This is a genomic window from Granulicella sp. L60, assembly GCF_009765825.1.
In the GTDB taxonomy this organism is placed as follows: Bacteria; Acidobacteriota; Terriglobia; order Terriglobales; family Acidobacteriaceae; genus Edaphobacter.
The window spans coordinates 777,187-795,791 of sequence record NZ_LMUR01000018.1 but is presented as its reverse complement, the minus strand read 5'-3'; the positions used below and the strand labels follow the sequence as shown (position 1 = coordinate 795,791).

Here is an 18,605-nt window from a genome sequence, read left to right as displayed (position 1 = left end):
TGCCTCCTAGGGAATAACGGGATCGTTGATGTTTTATTCCCTGTGTACTTCATTTTGCGCAGAGGCGATGCCTTTCGCGAGAGGATGAACCTTGACTAATAAGCAGGATCAAGAACTCGAGGCTTGTCCTGCTAGGCCTCGGGATGCCTCATCTGCTGATGGACTGCAGATGAGCGCTACCGAGGCTCTGTCTCGCAGTGCGATAGCCGGACTGCAGAAAATTCCTAAGAGTGACGATGAGATCGCCCAGCTGCTTGGAGGTCTAACGGCCACCGAAACCAAGACCTTTGCGATCGCAGAGGCCGCGGCGACAGGAACAGAAGGTCAGCAGCCGTCTTCGCAAGCCCATGCCACAGCAGCGAGCCAACACGGCACTGAAAAGGCGGCTCTTCACAAAGGACCAACACCCGGAAATACAGATTCAACCCTTGAGGAGATACCACCGCGACCTGCGGGTCAGCTTGACTTGACGGGGATATTTAGAAAGGTCGCGGTGGAGAGTTCTGTGCAAAGTCCACAGACTGCTGATGCGCCTGGCAGGCCAGCACGGGAGGGGCAGAACACAGAAGCTGGTCTTGGGTTCACGCAGATCTTTCAATCACTGGCGGCGCCACGCGCATCGACGAATGACGCCCAAAAAGCAGCCGGTGCAGCAGGCACATCCCTGACTGACCACGAAGCTGGACCACGCCTGACGAACGAGATGAGCTCATCTGCGCAAGATGACTTCACCAGCTTTTTTGAGCGGGTTGATGCAAGAAGCACGGATTTCAAACGGATAGAAGAGGGTTTTCCATTCAGGACGAGCAGCCCTCCATTGGCTGAACCTGTTCAGGATGGCGGCTTTACGCAATTGCTGCGCACGCTTTCCGCTGAGCAGGATACGGGTCTCCCTAGAGACCTCCCGGTAAACCCGCGAACGCAGGAAATGGCCATCTCGTCCTCCGGTCCGGGCGAATTTACGCAAATTATTTCAGGCTCCATACTCCGCGAAATGCAAGCAAGAGTAGATCGTCAGGACGAGCCGAGGATACAAGCCACTCCAGCCGGGCAGCTGCAAGCCGAAACATTGGCGTCCCATACCCCTGTTCCCGCGGAGCAGAGGCTTGCTCCTCATGTACCGGCCCCATCGGTGTCTTCTGCGGTGGCTCCACAACAATGGATGGCCGCTGCTTCGGCCCATTCACCGTCATCTCAGGTGTCGTCGCTTCTAGCCCACTCGTCGCAGGTTGTCCCGCAGGCAATGTCGCCACATTCAGGTGGGCAGGTTGCGCCAGCCGCAGCGCCTCCAACAAACAGATTGCAGCAATATATACCTCTGCTGCTGATCGCTAACTTATTTGCGATGGCTTTGGTGCTCATTCTGGTAACTGTCTTGCTACTGCACCGCTAAGCGCCAACCAGGTGCTTAGCGGTTTTCCCTGGGATTTAGGGCACCCCTTATTCTGATTCAAACACCGTTGCGATTCTTCAGCTAGCAGAGCATTCATGAGGTCCGGAAGAGTATTCGACTTGTTAGCCCAAACGTACCTTCTAATGCGGCTGGGACGGTTGGACGACCGGCGGAGGATGACCGGCGGTTCGTGGATGGTGTCTTGTGGGTGCTGCGCTCGGGCATGCGCTGGCAAGATATGCCCGAGCGTTATGGCAAGTACAAGACGACCCACAAGCGTTTTACGCGATGGGCAGGGACCGGTGTCTGGGATCGGCTCTCGCCGATCTGCTCAAGGACCGGGAGACCGGTATGTCATGATCGACTCAAGTGTCGTTCGCGCTCACCATCAGGCCGCGACGGCGCGAAAAAAATGGCTTCGGAGACCGCTCTGGGGCGGAGTCGAGGAGGTCTCACGACCAAGATTCATCTACTCGCCGATGCGCTTGGCCTCCCCCTCAGCTTTGTGCTGACCGGCGGCCAGACCCACGACTGCACCCAAGCCATCGCACTGCTCGGCGACCGTCGGCCCGAAGCGGTGCTAGCCGACAAGGGCTACGATACCGACTCGATCCTCAGCCATCTCGCGACACGCAACATCCAGGCTGTGATTCCACCGCGATCCATGCGCAAGGTCCAACGCACCTTCGACCGTACGCTCTATCGCCAGCGCAACCGCATAGAACGAACCTTCGCTCAGCTCAAGCAGTTCCGCAGGCTCGCCACCAGGTTCGATAAACTCAAACAGAACTTCCAAGCCACCGTAGCTATCGCCTACGCTTCGCGTTGGCTCAGACAATATATCGATACAACCGGCAATATTTGCTCTGACAAATGCACGAAGGCTTTTTAAGGATCGATGATTGCAAGCTGCAGGAGTTGGCGGATATGTGCCCATGCACGTATTCACATCGAATCCAGTGAACGTGTTCGGCTGCTAATTTTACTCTGGAGTCTCAGGAGTTCATCGTAAAAATGAGCATTTTTGCGGGGTTGATAGACGACGTCGCCCCACCCAACCGCAGTGGCGCCTTGCGGGATAGCACCAGACGCCCGCCACGTTCCCGGCTCCATTGTCTGACACCATCGCGCTAAGACCGAGATTTCTTTTCGGTGAATATAGTCAAATTGCGCGAATTGCGGAAGTTTTCCTTTGTTCTTCGGGATGCTGGGCTTCAACTTACCGAGGTCACCTCCTTTGGTCGGGCTGGCAGGCATCACACCTCCGACTAGATGCATGTCTTCGATCTTACGCACGCCTGCCATCTGACGCCTTGCCGCAACAGGCCCCTGGATATTGACGGCTTCCACTTCTTCATCAAAGTATGGCTGCCTTCCCGGAATTCGTAGATCGTATGGATGCCAGACGATCTGATCGAGGGTGTACGTGCCCCTAGAGGCCATGTCCAGCAGCATCAGATTGACCGGAAACGCCCGCAGATTGCGCGAAGGCTCGGCCAGAAACATAGCCGCCGTGAGCACGGGCAGCATGGTCTGCATGCGGGAATAGTTTGCAACATTGCTGGAGGTTTTCGGAGCCAACAACAAGGCGCTCTCATTCTTCAAAAAGGCCCGCATTGCTCGCAGCAATGCAGGCTGTTTGGTGGCCATCGCCCAACTGGAAATGGGGCGATGCAGTTGCAGTAGACCTGCGGCCCTGCTGTTTTCGGTGTTCTCGGGCAAATTCCTGCCCGGTTCAACAATGTTTTCTGCGACCTCGCGATATTTCGGCGCATTCCCCCCAAACGCCTTGTTTGGAGCTGTACTCTGCAGCTCCCAGAATCCCGGTGAAACCGGAGGTCGAGGGACAGCCGACATACCCGGAGGTGGAGGGGCAGCCGGTGGACCGAAAATTGCGTTTGCATTTCCGTTCAGATTATTGCCTGACGTTGCTGCCTCAACACGGCTGTACCACGCAGGACCCTGATCGCTGATATACCGGCTTTTGTCCTTTTTCAGGAGCCTCCCCCCCACCACGAGGTATTGATCGTCAACCCCTGTCAACTTGCTGGCACAGTGCATCCACTGAGCTGCTTCTCTAAACCTCCAGGGAGCCTGGAGTGTACCATCTCCGTCTGCGGGGAGAAGGGGGGCCTCGTTCACCAGCCTCTGGAGGAGAAAGAGGAGGTGGAGACCCTCAATGTAGTGCAGGTTGTCACGGTGAGTCAGGTATTGGTACAGCATATGAGAAATACCTCGAAGAATATTCTGCATATAAGAACACCGCACTCCTTCGTTTTATTCCACTCCCAGCTGTATCGTGGTTACATCACTCTGACAATTAAGAAATGCATCTCGTAGAGAAGGCAATAATGGTCTTTCAGAGAGTCGGCCGAAATAGTGAGAAGAGGCTTCGGTCTGGAATTTCTCAATGCGTTATATGGCTATGCCCTTATGCTGACTCGTAATAGCGCCGAGGCGGAAGATTTGGTACAGGAGCGTATGCACGCGCGTTAGAGGCACAGCATCGGCTCAAGCAAGACAGCAATGTGAAGGGATGGTTTTCACTATTCTTCGAAACATTTGGCTAAATCAGATTAGAAAACGCAAGTCGTGGCCGATTCTTGTCGAAGTGGATGGCCAGGAGGGGGGCGATGTCTTGCTTGCCCATGCGCGCGACTCGCATGAGATTCTCATCTCACGGGAAGATGCAAGAGCGCGTGCTAAATTGCGAACATTATTAGCTGAAACGTCTGGCCCTCTAGGCTGCGGAAAAGCCTCACACTGATGAAACATCACGCTGATTACAGCGTCATGATTCAGCTTTTTATTGACGACGAGCTAACAAACCAGGAACGGGGAGATTTTTTGTCCCATTCCAACAATTGTGTCAGCTGCAAAAAGAGCTGGAAGAGGCAAAAGCCGGGAGATTACGATCTGTGGATGGTCGCTCCCCACAGCAGCAATTTCAAAACGGGCCAGAAGGTATTCGATTATGGAGACCCTCATGGAGGGTCAACGGCAACGACCTATGTATTGGATGTCATTCGCGAATTGAATCTGGCTTGTCGCCGTTCCAATACCCAGGCTTCAACCATGGTGCAGAAGCCCAGAATTACGACTTCACCCAAGGAATGGAAAACGAATTGGCTGTTTTCTTTCCTGGCGTCCAGGACCCCATGATGATCTCTCGGCGGTTCATTGCAAGCATCTTGGCTGAACTCAAGAATCATGGTTACCTTGTTGTTGAAAACCCGAAATGGGGATCAATGCCGTCTACCACAGACATCCTCCCCGCAGGTTCGTTTCCTAAAGTAGGGAAAAATGGCCAAACACAACCAAGCCAAGGATTTTCTACGGTTCGCCAAACTATCGTTGATTCTGCGGAGAGACGAGCGAAAAGCGAAAAACAAATATATCGCCTATGATACCCGGCCTCCTCTTACCAAGGAGGGGCAAAGTGAGGTGAAATGGCATTGCTCTTTAGGGCGAACTGAACCAATTCCAGCAATGATAAAACTCGCTTGTTGTGATTCAGTATCATTGAGCGCGCGGGTCAAACACCGGCTCGCAATAGAGACCAATTTGACTAGGTAGTCTTGCCTTCTGGAAGAAGAATCAATTCCATACGCGGATTGGCGATCTCGCCAGGAACGTATACACCGAAATCCCCTGCCCTCTTGATCGACTCCCACGCGGCGCCAGCACGCTCGAGACTGAAGTATTCGTAAGCAAGTTTCACAGGAATCTCCTGTGGCGGAGAGGGCAGGTGTGTCATCGAGAGGCCAGAGAGTGCCTGGCTGATTAGTCTTTCCAAGTGGGCTGCGGAGCATGCTTTTACCAGAGCAGGGGTGCGCGCTATCAGCTCCGCGGTCGGAATGTCCGCCGCAATCGCGAGATACAGGCGTGATGTTGCAAAGATCGCATCGTCGCCGATCTCCGCGACATAGATAGAATCTCGCACAGCACGAAGAGGCAAGGAACGGAACCTGCTCGGGATTACGGTATTGAGTAGCTCCGTCAGCAAGGCATCCAGCTTGAGGAAGCAGCTTCCTTGATCTCTATGGTCATATTTGGGGAGGTCGAGTGGCGAGATGCTCTTTGAAAAAGTGGTAAGTGCGCCCGCAAGTGTAAGCACCTGTGTGTACACCAACTCGGGATGAACGTGTGGGGCTTGCAGCATCTGATGCAGGGCGGGTAGATGTGTATTGATGGTGTACAGCAGCCAAAAGTTGGCGACATCGGCGGCGTTGAAGTCTACCAGCGATTGGTTTTGCTGACGTCGCACGCCGGAGAGCTGTCCACTGCGTGAGACCAGTACTTCAACCAAGCTGCGCATCAGTCCGGTCAAGCGTTCACTTCCCGCAGCATTCATCATCGGCGGAATAAAGTCGCGGTCTAGACGATACTGCCCTGCCTCTGTTTTGATAATTCTGGCCATCGGCAGCATGACAGAACCCTCCACATTCTCACCTTCGGCAACAATACGAAGATTCTTCCGAGCCAGTAGTACCGGCTTCTCAACGCCGGAACTATTCTCATCGCGAAGCATTTGCAGTTCTGTATAAAAACGGGTGCTCAGCCCGCTCCGTTGTGACCCCACATTGATTCTTCCTGGCCTGCGCTGCGGAATCGCGAGATAGAAGATGCAGGCGGCGTGGCCATCCTCAAAGCAATCATCAAGGGCGCGGGAGCCTGGAGCATCGTCCGCATCAGCCAAGTCAAACGCAAGCCCGTCAGGGAAGAGCCCAGCGGCACTCACCACCTGAAACATGCCTGCGCTGATCGCTGCAATATCCAACTGCAGGGAGAGAAAACCCCAGCTCCAGGACGACAGGGATTCGACAACAAAGTGTAGCGAGTCCTCTACAAAGTGGTCCTGCGCCTGCAGGTGCTGCGGAGAGAGGAACACGCCCTTCGACCAAACAACCGGTTGTAATCGTCGCATACTAATTTTCCTATAAGTCAGCGAGTGAATGGAAAGCATCCACTGCAGCGCGAAGCGCCACTCCAGTTTATATTGCGAGAACCCCGCTGTGGCTACGCGCTTCCCTGCTCTCCACGCCCACTCCGGCAGATATCCCGATACATCAAAAGCCGCGCTACAGTAGCAATCCAACCGGTACAAGAGATCGGGCAGACTATTGACGAAGATTCATCGCATTATTTCTCGACGTCTTGCGCTAGCCTGGGACTTCCGGACTGGGGCACTGAATCGTGGACCTTAGCGCGGACCACATCAGATGCACCGCCACGTTACCTTCGTCAATCGACCTCGTTGATCAAGACGACTAGAGCCATTCAACAACTTCGACTGCAGCCCAACTGATTTATAGCAGGTTATGCACTCGGCCTGCACGCCGTTAAGTGCAGCGTCTTTACTGAGCACTTGGTTTTAGAGAATAGGACAAGAGGATATGAACGCTATGTTGATCAATTGGAGATCTTCGTCCCGTCCCGGAATGCTCACGGGAAAACCACGCCCTCATGGATTTGGCACAAATGTTTCTCCACCTCTACGGGTACCCGCGAGGCTTCGTCAATCTTGCTCCTCGCTTTCCTCACTTCCACTTCGTGAGACTTTTTCGCAAGCACGATATGTGGCAAAAACGAATACTAGCAATATCGCGGCGATCACATCGATCAAAGCAAATGCTAATAGATCAAGGAGATCTTTCCATGAAGAATGATCAGACCACGACGTTCCGCGAAAGCGTCTTGATGAACCAACAGGCGTTGGCTTCGAATTTAGCGACCGAATATGATTTCATCGTCTGTGGCACCGGCTCATCCGGATCCGTTGTCGCTGGCCGGTTAGCATCCGATCCAAACATTCGGGTGCTCGTATTAGAGGCCGGAGGTTCAGACGAATCTGAGATTGTTATAGATCCCAACCGTTGGTGGATGACTCTCGGAACAGATCTCGACTGGGGCTTTGTAGCGGAGCAAAATCCAAATCTGAACGGACGCGCCGTTCCATACTCTATGGGGAAGGTTCTTGGAGGAGGGTCGAGTATCAATGTTGCCACCTGGTCGCGCGGACATCGTGTTGATTGGGACTTCTATGCGCAGGAAGCAGGAGATGAAGCCTGGGGATATAACGCTGTCCTCAAACTCTATCGCGAGAAGATTGAAGCATGGAGCGGTGCGCCCGATCCTCAATACCGCGGAACGAGCGGGGCAATTCACGTTCAACCCGCAGCTGATCTCGTACCCTTCTCTTTCGCCGTCCTTGATGCAGCGGAATCGATAGGCATGCCACGCTTTCCCAATGCAAACGGCCGGATGATGGAGGAGGCAGCCGGCTGTGCCGTCGTCGATGAGACCATCTTTGAAGGTCAGAGGAAATCGATCTACCGCTCCTACCTCTATCCGGTGATGAATCAGCCCAATGTCACGGTATTGACCGGCGCGCTTGCCAGCAAGGTGCTGTTTGAAGGCAAGAAAACGGTCGGCGTGGAGTTCCTCTGGAACGGTCAGCTCCACCAGGTGAGAGCTGCTCAGGAGGTCATCCTCTCAACAGGTGCGATCCAGACACCAAAGTTACTCATGCAGTCCGGCATCGGTGACCCAGAGGAACTAAACCGCTTTGGGATCCCACTCGTTCAGTCTCTCCGGGGTGTAGGACGGAATCTGCACGATCACGTCGCATTCGGTGCCCTCTGGGAGGTAGCGGGAGATCCACCAGCCCCTGTCCCTCGGGGCAAGACAGCATGCTTCTGGAAGAGCGATCCAGCGCTCGAGGCGCCAGACTTCTATGCATACTCTCGGCGCGGAGCATCCCTTAGCACGGAGAATGTGAAGCGATTTGGTGCGCCACCGGCAGACGTATGGTCCCTGGTCATCGGTATGAGGCCTGCCAGTAGAGGAAGCGTCCATCTGATGGGCGCAAACGCCTCGGATCCTGTGAGAGTCAATGCAGCATATCTTGAAAACCCAGAGGATCTGAAGTCCCTGATTGCGGGTTTGAAGACTGCTCGTGCTATTGGAAATGCACCTGCGCTGGCGGGATTTCGCGGTCAGGAATCATTGCCAGGTTCGCTCTTTGGAGGCGATCTGGTCGAGTTCTTCCGGAATGATCTGACTACCTTCTGGCATCAGTCGTGTACCGCAAAGATGGGGCGCGATGAGATGTCGGTTGTGGACAGCAAGCTCAAAGTCTATGGTCTGGATGGACTTCGTATTGCAGATGCATCCATCCTTCCCCACGTAACAACCGGCAATACGATGGCACCCTGCGTTGTAATCGGAGAGCGCGCGGCAATGCTACTCGGGGCAAAATAAGCAACATAGCCTCCTGGGCAGCTGATTCTATGGGTTCCGCTCCGAAATGCGCAGTTGTTCCAGATACAGAATTTGTAAGGTGACTCCAGTGACTCGTTTTATGACCGCTTTCATCATGTCTTCAATTTTGCAGTCTTTAAGCGGCCAGACCCTTCAACCTCCTGTTCGGACCGAGGTTCTGTCGCAGGCCACTTCTTCCTGGGATGGGACGAAGTATTCGTCCTATCCACGTGGTGTTCCACAACTGACGGTTTTGAAGATCACGATACCACCGCATACGACGCTAGCCTGGCACCGCCATCCGTCGCCGAATGCAGCCTATGTTCTTTCGGGAACGCTCACCGTAGAAAGGAAAGACGGAACGAAGGCATCTTTCAAGACTGGTCAGGCGATTTCGGAAAGCGTCAATGTGGTTCATCGCGGAACCTCCGGTGACGACCCAACCGTGTTGATCGTCTTTTACGCCGGCACATCTTCTCTCCCATTGTCCGAATCTGCCATGGGAACAATGAATGCTCCTACGGGACATTCTCACCCCTGACCAGTCACGGTCAGGGGTGACAACGCATTTTGAACTCCCGGCTTCCGCGGGTCAGCGATCGAAGCCGCATCACGGAAATCAAAGGCCTAAGACATCGACCAGCAGGTCTATGAAACGCTCTCGGCCCATCTATCTGGAGGCATGTTGAAAGCTCTCTTTTTTGTTGTTTGCAGCACGTTTGGTCTGGCGCTGTGTTGGTCGGCTTCGGCTGCTACCACTGTAAAGCATCCACCCGGTGCGTACGTTGAGGTCGATGGTGCGAGGCTCTGGTATGAAACCGAAGGCACTGGGCCGGCGTTGCTACTAATTGCGGGCGGCCCAGGCGCCTCACATGATGTTTTTCATCCATATTTTTCCGTGCTCGCAGCGACACATCGCGTGATCTACTTTGACTCGTTTGGACGAGGGAAATCAGAAAAGGCGAAGGATCCTACCGAGTACAGCTTCGACCGCGACGTGAGAGATGTGGAGGCGCTGAGGGAGGCGCTGCACCTCGGGAAGATCGACCTCTTCGGTCACTCGTATGGGGGGATGGTCGCTCAGGCATACGCATTGCAGTATCCAAAGGCTGTAAGCCATCTGATCTTGTCCGACACTTTTTACAGCGGTGAGATGTGGCAGGCCAATAATCAGAGTACAGCTCTTAACATCCGTAACCAATTTCCAGAGACCTGGAACGAGATCGAGAGTGTCAGGGCCGCCGGGCACAATACCTGTAGCAAGGAATATCAGGATGTCGCGAATATTCCACTCTCGCTCATGTACTTTTACAATGCCGGAAAAGCGAAGACTCTTGAGGAGAGTGGAGTCCAGATCAACTTAGAGGTGTATTGCGCAATCGCGGGGGAAGATGCGGATTTCCTCATCGGAGGCGATATCGGTAGACTCGATTTCCGTATGAGCCTGGCGAAGATTCAGAGCCCTATTCTGATTATCAGTGGCAGGTATGACCGCATCTCGATCCCAAGCTGGGCCGCGTCTTATGCACGCTACACGCCTCAGGCGAAGCTCGCCTGGTTCGAGCAAAGCGGCCATTTCCCATTCATCGAAGAGACTGAGAAAACCATGACCACCATCGACGCCTTCCTGAGATAGCGGCAGGCGGAATTGCACTTGGCTACACGCGAGGTTGATAACGTGAGAGCTATGCTTCCATGGCCAGTAACATGTAGTCGCCCTCTCGTTAACAATATTCGAAGCCAGCACGCACACTATAGTTTTATGTAACTTCAAAGCTGATTTTCAAACTGCATCATAAGCTTGGTGACACAGTCTGATTGCTGTCTCACCAAGACAACGCTTTCGCGTAGAAAAAAAGGAGTCGCACTCGTCCAATGACCAAAAAGTTTGCCTGCGTAATCACAACGCTTTTGACACTATCCGCTGCCATTCCTGCAAGTTCCCAGGAGAGCAATATCGGAAAGCTTCCAACGAAACATATCCTATTTGTAGGAGATAGCTTTACGCACGGACGCTATCTTCCCGTTAGGACGTACCACAATACTCCAGGTACTGGAGGGGTGGGCTCGACAGAACCTTCTCCTCTTGTTGTGGACGAGAACTTCGATATCTCTATCATAGGCCGTATGGAGGACACTCCCGGCGAAGAAGGACCTTGGGGAGGGATACCTGGAATTTTCGCCGAACTGGCTCACGAAGCACAGCTTCCATACGATGTCCACATCGAGGCTATCTCAGCTACGACGCTCACCAAGAACTACAGCTTGGCTAAAGACGTGATCACCCGCCCCTTATGGGATGCCGTAGTTTTGCAGGAGGCGAGTTTCGAGCCTATCCCCAGCAGTTTGACCAAGGACAATGCGAGCAATCCGCAGGAATTTTGCAACGCTGTCCAAAACATCGAGCGCGGTGTCCATAGCGCCATTCCACAGGCGAATATATACCTTTATTCGACATGGGCGCCGGCCGACACTGCTTACCTCGATGCGACCGCCGATGGAGCCTCATTCTCCCCCGACAAATTCCTCGAATCCCTTGACGTGCTGACGGCCGCTTATCGCAATGCCTATCTCAGCGCCGCTGCTCAGGATCGTCACATCCGCGACATCGCCCCCGTCGGAGATGCGTGGGCCCTCGCTTGGCGCACAGGCGTTGCCAATCCGAATCCATATAGCGATATAACATCAGGAATCTCTCTAAGCTTCAACTACCAGCCGGACAGCGAGCCGTCCACAACCGATACCCCCACCGATGCGGGCTTTCACCACCCGAGCAAATATGGCGCCTATCTTAACGGGCTCGTTCTCTTCCAGACCGTCACAGGAGTTGATGTACGGATGTTTGGGAAGAGTGAACAAACCGCGCGCGATCTGGGCATTCCCGCGGATCTCGCCGTTGCACTGCAGCACACCGCATGGCAGTCCGTTGTTCAACGAGATTATCGTCCGAACAGCTTGAATTCGAGCGCCTGCTCCCCCAACCGCTGATATTGACGATACTTCTTACCAAAGGATGGCCTCGAGTTGGCCATCCCTTTCACTTTCTGGGAGCGCGTTTTTGTTGATTACTTTCTCAGACCAAATTCACCTATGTGGTGAATCTCGGCTTTGGCACCACACACGCCCACGCTGCCCTTGCAGACAAGGTGGAAGCTCACGGTGGCGATAATTATTCCCTCACAGAGTTGGATGTGGCTTCCCTTGGCGGGTCGCCCATGCACATTCATGAAAACGAAAATGAGATTATTGTGGCTCTTGCATGCTGCCATCGTTGTATCTGTGACGAAGAGCACTTTGATGCTCCTGCCGGTACGATCTTTGTGGTGCCGCGCGCTAGTCCGCGTGCGTGGATCAGTCTCCCCGAGACGACCTAACGCATTTGTTGAAGTTCATTCATCCATTGCGCTGGGACATCGACATATTTCATAACGTGCAGGCAGGAAATGCGGTCTGGATGACAGACTGCTCTCCACTGCAAATCGTCAATCGCACATTCGGTAATCATCCATATGTTCTCCTTGAGTCTCGGCGTCTTCAAACCCGACATCTTGGTTCTCGGCCAGATGGACAATGCTGTTGAACCCTTACACCTGGTGTCTTGTTTTATCCGATCAAGGAGAGCTTTTCGATGAGTTTGGCCGCGAACGTCTTATACAGTCTGGACCGTCCAGTTGAAACCAACGCAAATGAAGAACTTGCAGGCCCGCGAAGAATGACCGCTCCGGTTGAGCGCGCGGACCGCATTTCAAGCTTAGATGTCATACGAGGGTTTGCCATGATGGGTATCCTTCTTCTCAACATCGACGATTTTGCCCTGCCTGAGATGTTCCACGATATCCCTGTGGGAAGCCCTCTGCCGGCTTTCACCGGACCGCACGCGCTGATAAACCTCGTCACGCTATTCATCAAGTGGATGTTCTTCGAAGGCAAGATGCGCGGCATCTTCGAGCTGCTGTTTGGAGCTGGAGTCATCCTGCTGACCGATCGTGCCGAAAGACGCGGCAATGGAGCAGTTGTTGCCGACATCTACCTTCGGCGGAATATGTGGCTTACGTTCATCGGCTGGGTTCATGGCAGTTTCATCTGGGCCGGAGACATAATCTTCAAATACGGACTGTGCGGACTCCTCTTCCTCTATCCTTGCCGCATGCTCAAGCCGCGAGCACTAATCCTTGCCGGATCGTTGCTTGCATTAACCCTTGGCAGCTATGGCTATATGAAGGTATTCGGCGGTTTCGACGATATGGTTCTCGCGCGTCAGGTTGCCGCTTCATCCTCAGATCGTCGAGAGGGCCAGCGGCTTACGCCGCAGGACAGGAAACTCCAGCAGCAATGGAAGGCGGTGGTCGACGCCAATACGGTAACACCAGCAAGCATTGACCACAGCATGTCTGACCTCCACGAAAGCTATCTCCAGCACCTGTGGAACTCGGGGTTATCCTATGGACCTAAAAAAGCCGGTTCTAACTGGGCTTTTCAGTTCTTTGGTCCGCTGGGTGTAATGCTCATCGGAATGGGGCTGCTCAAGAATGGCTTCCTGACGGGTGAGCTGTCTTATGGAACATACTTTGCCACCGCCGCAATCGGATTTTTCATCTCTCTGCCGATTTATGTCATCGGCCTCCTGCGCTCTTACGCAAGTGGTTTCGATTTTTTGGTTTTGGACAGATGGATATTCATTCCCTATGGGCTCACACAACTGACGGGAGCGATCGCAATCACAGCGGTATTGCTGATCATTATCAAAAGCGGTGTATTCGAAAGAGTTCTGCGTCCCTTCGCTGCTGTGGGACAAACAGCTCTGAGCAACTACCTGTTCACCAGCATCACGTGTCAGACAGTATTCGTCTGGGGTCCTTGGAAGCTCTACGGAAAGCTGGAATATTACCAGCTAACCTATTTTGTGCTCGCGGTGTGGGTGGTAAACCTGACCGTCAGCACACTATGGCTACGCCTATTCGAGTTCGGACCGATAGAGTGGCTATGGCGCTCACTGACATACTGGAAGCCACAACCTTGGCTGATCGCGAAGAAAGACACCTAGACGTTACGAAGTAGTGAATGCGCATTTGATGAGTCTCGTCGCCATGAGAATAGCGAAGGCGATATAGTGTAACCCCTTGAGGGCTGTTCCCAGTCGGTCATAGTCCCCTTCATCGGCGGCGGCGGATGCGACCCCTCACAGCTATTTGTCCGAGCTAGGCTCCGTAGAACCCAGGAGCTGCCGGATTCCGAACTCACGCACACATCTCAGCAACGTTTAACCGGCGGCTCGGTCTCGCACCTAGTTCTACCGCCAGACTCTTTTCGCAATGTCACATTGAGCCAATATCTTTGAGTCACCTATTTATTGAGACTATTTCGAAAGCACTGACTTGCAGGAACCTCAACAATGAGGATGCTGCTTTATAAAGATGCGACTGCAGCTTTTGAGACGACGTCGATTCATCCAATTAGCCTTATTGAACAACCAGCAGTGCCTTCGGTGAAAAAAGGGTTAGGTCAGACATGACATTTTGTAGCAGGATCGCGCTCCGGACAGTGCTGACGACATCGCTTTTCTCAGCGTCTTGCATTGCGGCGGCGGCTCAGGCAACAGCAGTGCTTCCCTCAGAGGTGGCGATTCCGAGGAGCGTGCGCCATCAGATCACCTCCAAGATGAATAATCTTACGTACAAATTGAGCGTGTTCCTGCCGCGAGGTTATGAGACGGGAACAGATCGATACCCTGTCCTCTATGTCGTCAGCGGAGAAACCTTCGGTCCCTACTTCGCGGAGATGACGCGATTTCTCGCGGCAGGCGACATCCCTAAGATTATCGTGGTCGGAATCGACTTTACAGATGGCGACTCCTACTCCATGGACTTGCCTACGGCAGGGAAAGATTCTCATTGGGACGTACCGGAAAAACGCGGGGCAGCGAACTTCCTGAAGATCCTCCTGGGAGAGATGAAGCCTTTTATTGATGGCCGGTATAGAACGATTCCGGGAGATAACGGTGTCGCGGGGCAATCTATGGCAGGATTTTTTGCGCTTTATGCCTTTCTTCACGCGCCTGATGTATTTCAGCATGTTTATGCTTCCAGCCCATCCATGGTCTGGCAAGACAATGTGCTTCTCCGTGATGCCAAGGGTCTGGTGGCTCAAGACCATGACGTGAAGGCGCGGGTGTTTACCGATGTCGGTGGGCTGGAACCCAATGATGGACGACTGCAGACGCTGGATGCAGAGATGACCTCCGCACATTTGCCATCACTACGATGGAGGTTGCGGATCGCGGAGAACCAGAGTCATCAAACAATAGCGTTCGCCGACGGCATCGATGCGCTGTATAGCATCTACGGGCCTTACTTGCGCCAGCCACTGGAGAGCGAACTTGCCGGCCTGGCCGGAACATATTGCGCATCGGATAAGCGCCGGTTCTCGCTTCAAACTCACGACCACCGTCTCTTTGTTATCGGCTTCCAGTCAGACGACGACAGCCGCACCGAACTGCTTACGACGGAGCCGAACGAGTGGTTTATCCGCTATCTAAATTACACAATGGTCGTGACTCCCAAGGGTTCGGATGCCTATAGCCTGACTTTCCATCTACAGCCTACTCCCGGACCGAACGGCAATATTTACACTCCAACGGTGTCCGCCGAACTATGTAGTCGCTGAACCTGTGACCGAAAATCCATATCTTTCCAGCCCATCAGGAGAACTCGTGTCTCAACTCAAATCTTTACCGTCCCTGGTCACTTGTCTCTCAATCTTGTTGTTTTCGGCGCAGGCTTCAACAGCTCAAATGAATTCCGTCACCGGAGCTATTACAGGAAACGCGGACCCCGAATCTCAGATTGTAGTAACAAGTATCCCTGGTGGAGAAGTGGTCGGCGTAATGGCCAAATGTGATGGAAGCTATAGAGCAGACAGCCTAAAGCCTGGTGGTTACAAGGTCGTTGAAGCCGGCCCTCACCTTTCCGTGAGAGAAGTATCTGTTGCGGAAGGAAAGGATTCTAAGGTCGATCTCGTCGGTAAAGTCGAGAATCGATGCAGCGATTACCGCGTAAAACCTGAAACGTGGATCTATAGTGTGTATCCATCGAAGCCTTTTTAGCACCTATTCACAACTGAAATACAGATGGCTATGTGCCCCCAAATTGCTTACGGTGGCAGCATTAACTCGAGTAGAACTGATTCTGAACAGTTTGAGAAGTATGTGGAATGGAAATCACTTTCGCTTCTGGACGTACAGGAGCTGGCGACACAATTGATCAGTCCAAGGGATGTAATATCCGCTATCAAATGTACTCGTCAATGGAGGCGGTGAGTTGGCGGGTAGCTGCCAAAAATACCATGGCGACCACAGAGCCTTGCATCACCCATAGGTTATTCGTCACCTGATCCATCTCATTTCAATACATTCACAAGGAAACCAGACTCAATGTTCATCAGCACATCGCATGGAATTTTAGCGTACGAAGAATATGGACAGGGCGACACCGTAGTCCTTTTCATCCATGGCAACTCTTCCTGTCAAAAGGTATTCAAGCGCCAGATGACAAGCGAGTTCTATGAGCAATACCGGATGATCACCTTTGATCTTCCGGGACATGGGGAATCAGAGAACTCGCCCCATCCCCATCAGACCTACACCTTACCCGGATTTGCAGACGCGACGCAAGAAGTAATAGAGACAATGCGACTTCAGCGGCCTGTGGTTGTAGGGTGGTCGCTTGGAGGGCACATCGCGATCGAATTACTGTCGCGCCATCTGCAGCTCCAAGCCTTATTGCTCAGCGGAGCGCCGCCAGTAGGAAAGGTGAACGGCATAAGTGATATATCAGAGGGTTTCAAGAAGACGCCGACAGGCAGTGCGGCCGGAAAAGACACCTGGTCCGATGATGACGCAGAGGCTTTTGTTCGACGAATTTTCTCAGGGTCAGAGGAGAAGTTCTTGATTGAGGCAGCGAAGAGAGCGGACGGACGGTTTCGCAAGCGAGTGTTCGAAGCTTCGCGAGAAGGCTTGGGCGTAAATCAGCGTGAAGTGATTGAAGACGCATCTATCGCGATCGGAATGATCAACGGTGCCGAGGACCCCATTCTGAACCTGGATTACTTCGACCCTCTTCACTACCAGCATCTTTGGGGCGGAACAGTTTTTCGCTTGCCGGGCGTTGGCCATGCTCCTTTTTGGCAGGATGCAAAAACCTTCAATTACCTACTCGGGAGGTTTCTCGCTGCCACAAAGGGCTGATTCAGAACTACTGTTGGAGTGTGATCTTTGCCTTTGTCCAGACTCTGATCGAGCTTGATGCAGGATAACGAAATGGTACCGAGGGTTAGTGAACTCTCAACCAGGTCTCTTCGGATGAATTGGTCGCGATGCACAGGTCTTTTTCCGAAGCAATCATAGGGGGGCATTATTCGCTTTCCCCTAGTTCAAGTTCGCACAAGAGTCATCCTATGGCCAATCCAACATAACCTCTCATGGCTCCGAGCTAGGCCTTACGACAAGTTTCCACCGTTGACCCTGGCGCCGCTGAAACAGGTACCCACCGTGGACGGCCTCACGAACAGTTAAGCGGGAACCTCTTGCGACTGATGCGTACGACCAAGCAACGTGCGGGTGATTTGTAGGGTCGGCCTGTGATGTGGCGTTCGGGAAGCTGTGGCATACACTTCATAAGTGCACTTGTGAGAATAGACATGTTTTCAACGTTGGCGATTGTTCTGCCGATCTTTGCTCTCGTCCTAGCAGGCTATCTTTGTCGGAGGTCAGGGGTCCTTGGTCCTCAGGCATCTTCGGAACTGAATCGCTTCGTCGTTTATCTGGCGCTGCCTGCACTCTTGTTCGATGTCATGGCGAAGGTCCACTTTAGAGAGCTGTACCAGCCGGGATTTCTAGCAGCCATCGGGTTGGGAACTGAAGGTCTTTTCATCCTGACCTTCTCGCTTCGGAAGAGAAAATCGCACGCTGCCGATGCGAGTATCGACGGGCTAAACGCCGCGTATGCGAATGTAGGCTTCATCGGTCTGCCATTGTGCGCGGCAACTCTGGGTGCGGGCAGCTTGGCGGCGGCCACCATCAATACCATCTTCACCGTGTGCATACTGTTCGCTGGAGCCATCATCGTTATCGAGACTGGACTCCAGACTGAACGAAGCGTCCGTCATACCGTCCGGAATGTAGCGCAGCAACTGATTCGCAATCCATTGCTGCTCGGACCGGCGTTGGGAATCCTTGTCGCCGTCACAGGGCGACAACTTCCATCCAGCATTGAAGCCTTTGTGAAATTGCTAGGTGCGGCTTCAACTCCATGCGCTCTCGTCGCCCTGGGGCTGTTCCTTGCGGAGAAGAGATTGGACTTGTGCATCGGCGTCTCGATGCAACTGGTGGCCCTCAAATTGATCGTGCATCCCGCGCTAACGTGGTTGCTTGCCTACCATGTTTTCTCTATGCCGAGGCTTTGGGCAGAATCAGCGGTTTTGCTCAGCGCGTTACCCACGGGAACAGGGCCATTTATGCTGGCTGAGTTTTATGATCGGGAAGCATCGACGACGTCGGCGGCCATTCTGTTTTCTACAATTGGATCGCTTTTTTCTGTGACGCTCTATCTGTATCTGTTAAATGGGTACTAGGCTGCCTAACTATCGGACTGCATCGATAGTATCCACCTAAAATAAGTGGATAACTATTTAGGTGTGTCCCATTTCTTTCCGACGGCAAGGTTCCAAGGCAACAGTTCTGCAACCTGCTGATGAGCTGGTCGGCGATCCGTTCGAACACTTGCTGCAGAGAGAGTTCCTTCAGCTTGATTCTCGAAAGTGCCCGCACGAAGGAATAGATGAAGCTTCGATGTGTTATCTACCCATAAGGTATATTCGATGAATTCGTCTCAAGAGATAACTGGCAACATCGTAGGTCGTCAAGTGAATTCAGAGGCAGCCGATAAACCGCGCC

14 protein-coding genes are annotated in these 18,605 nt (G+C 53.1%); 12 read left to right on the top strand and 2 right to left on the bottom strand.

Features of this window, described 5'->3' with window-relative positions; translation table 11 throughout:
* Positions 1-169: 169 nt before the first annotated feature.
* A complete protein-coding gene (locus GSQ82_RS13730) occupies positions 170-1,393 on the top strand; it encodes a hypothetical protein (protein WP_158792809.1) in 1,224 nt (407 codons plus the stop codon).
* Between the two features lie 91 nt (positions 1,394-1,484).
* Positions 1,485-2,285: an IS5 family transposase gene (locus GSQ82_RS13725; RefSeq protein ID WP_371417232.1), complete on the top strand. Its 801-nt coding sequence runs from the start codon at positions 1,485-1,487 to the stop codon at positions 2,283-2,285.
* A 53-nt stretch (positions 2,286-2,338) separates the two neighbouring features.
* Here GSQ82_RS13725 and GSQ82_RS13720 read toward each other — a convergent pair whose 3' ends face one another.
* Positions 2,339-3,646 (bottom strand): hypothetical protein, encoded by a 1,308-nt coding sequence (locus GSQ82_RS13720; RefSeq protein WP_158792808.1) that lies wholly within the window; start codon positions 3,644-3,646, stop codon positions 2,339-2,341.
* Positions 3,647-4,311: 665 nt separating this feature from the next.
* Here GSQ82_RS13720 and GSQ82_RS13710 point away from each other — a divergent pair.
* Positions 4,312-4,800 (top strand): hypothetical protein, encoded by a 489-nt coding sequence (locus tag GSQ82_RS13710; protein ID WP_158792807.1) that lies wholly within the window; start codon positions 4,312-4,314, stop codon positions 4,798-4,800.
* 161 nt (positions 4,801-4,961) lie between these two features.
* Here the strand turns inward: GSQ82_RS13710 and tssK are convergent, their stop codons facing one another.
* Positions 4,962-6,320 carry a type VI secretion system baseplate subunit TssK gene (tssK, locus tag GSQ82_RS13705; protein ID WP_158792806.1) on the bottom strand — a complete coding sequence of 453 codons (1,359 nt, stop codon included), beginning with the start codon at positions 6,318-6,320 and terminating at the stop codon, positions 4,962-4,964.
* 731 nt (positions 6,321-7,051) lie between these two features.
* Between tssK and GSQ82_RS13700 the strand changes: the two genes are divergently transcribed.
* From GSQ82_RS13700 to GSQ82_RS13660, 9 genes are all read left to right on the top strand, one after another.
* Entirely contained in the window at positions 7,052-8,656 is a 1,605-nt protein-coding gene (locus GSQ82_RS13700; RefSeq protein ID WP_158792805.1) for a GMC family oxidoreductase, read from the top strand.
* Positions 8,657-8,744: 88 nt separating this feature from the next.
* Positions 8,745-9,197 (top strand): cupin domain-containing protein, encoded by a 453-nt coding sequence (locus tag GSQ82_RS13695; protein ID WP_254061642.1) that lies wholly within the window; start codon positions 8,745-8,747, stop codon positions 9,195-9,197.
* A gap of 141 nt (positions 9,198-9,338) precedes the next feature.
* Positions 9,339-10,292 (top strand): alpha/beta fold hydrolase, encoded by a 954-nt coding sequence (locus tag GSQ82_RS13690; RefSeq protein WP_158792804.1) that lies wholly within the window; start codon positions 9,339-9,341, stop codon positions 10,290-10,292.
* Between the two features lie 425 nt (positions 10,293-10,717).
* A complete protein-coding gene (locus tag GSQ82_RS13685) occupies positions 10,718-11,644 on the top strand; it encodes a hypothetical protein (RefSeq protein ID WP_158792803.1) in 927 nt (308 codons plus the stop codon).
* A 640-nt stretch (positions 11,645-12,284) separates the two neighbouring features.
* A complete protein-coding gene (locus tag GSQ82_RS13680; RefSeq protein ID WP_158792802.1) occupies positions 12,285-13,700 on the top strand; it encodes a DUF418 domain-containing protein in 1,416 nt (471 codons plus the stop codon).
* Between the two features lie 497 nt (positions 13,701-14,197).
* Positions 14,198-15,319, top strand: coding sequence for an alpha/beta hydrolase (locus GSQ82_RS13675; RefSeq protein ID WP_158792801.1), 1,122 nt, complete (start codon positions 14,198-14,200; stop codon positions 15,317-15,319).
* Between the two features lie 46 nt (positions 15,320-15,365).
* Positions 15,366-15,758, top strand: coding sequence for a carboxypeptidase-like regulatory domain-containing protein (locus GSQ82_RS13670; protein ID WP_158792800.1), 393 nt, complete (start codon positions 15,366-15,368; stop codon positions 15,756-15,758).
* Between the two features lie 327 nt (positions 15,759-16,085).
* Entirely contained in the window at positions 16,086-16,898 is an 813-nt protein-coding gene (locus GSQ82_RS13665) for an alpha/beta fold hydrolase (protein WP_158792799.1), read from the top strand.
* Between the two features lie 452 nt (positions 16,899-17,350).
* Positions 17,351-18,283, top strand: coding sequence for an AEC family transporter (locus GSQ82_RS13660; protein ID WP_158792798.1), 933 nt, complete (start codon positions 17,351-17,353; stop codon positions 18,281-18,283).
* The last annotated feature ends 322 nt before the right edge of the window (positions 18,284-18,605 follow it).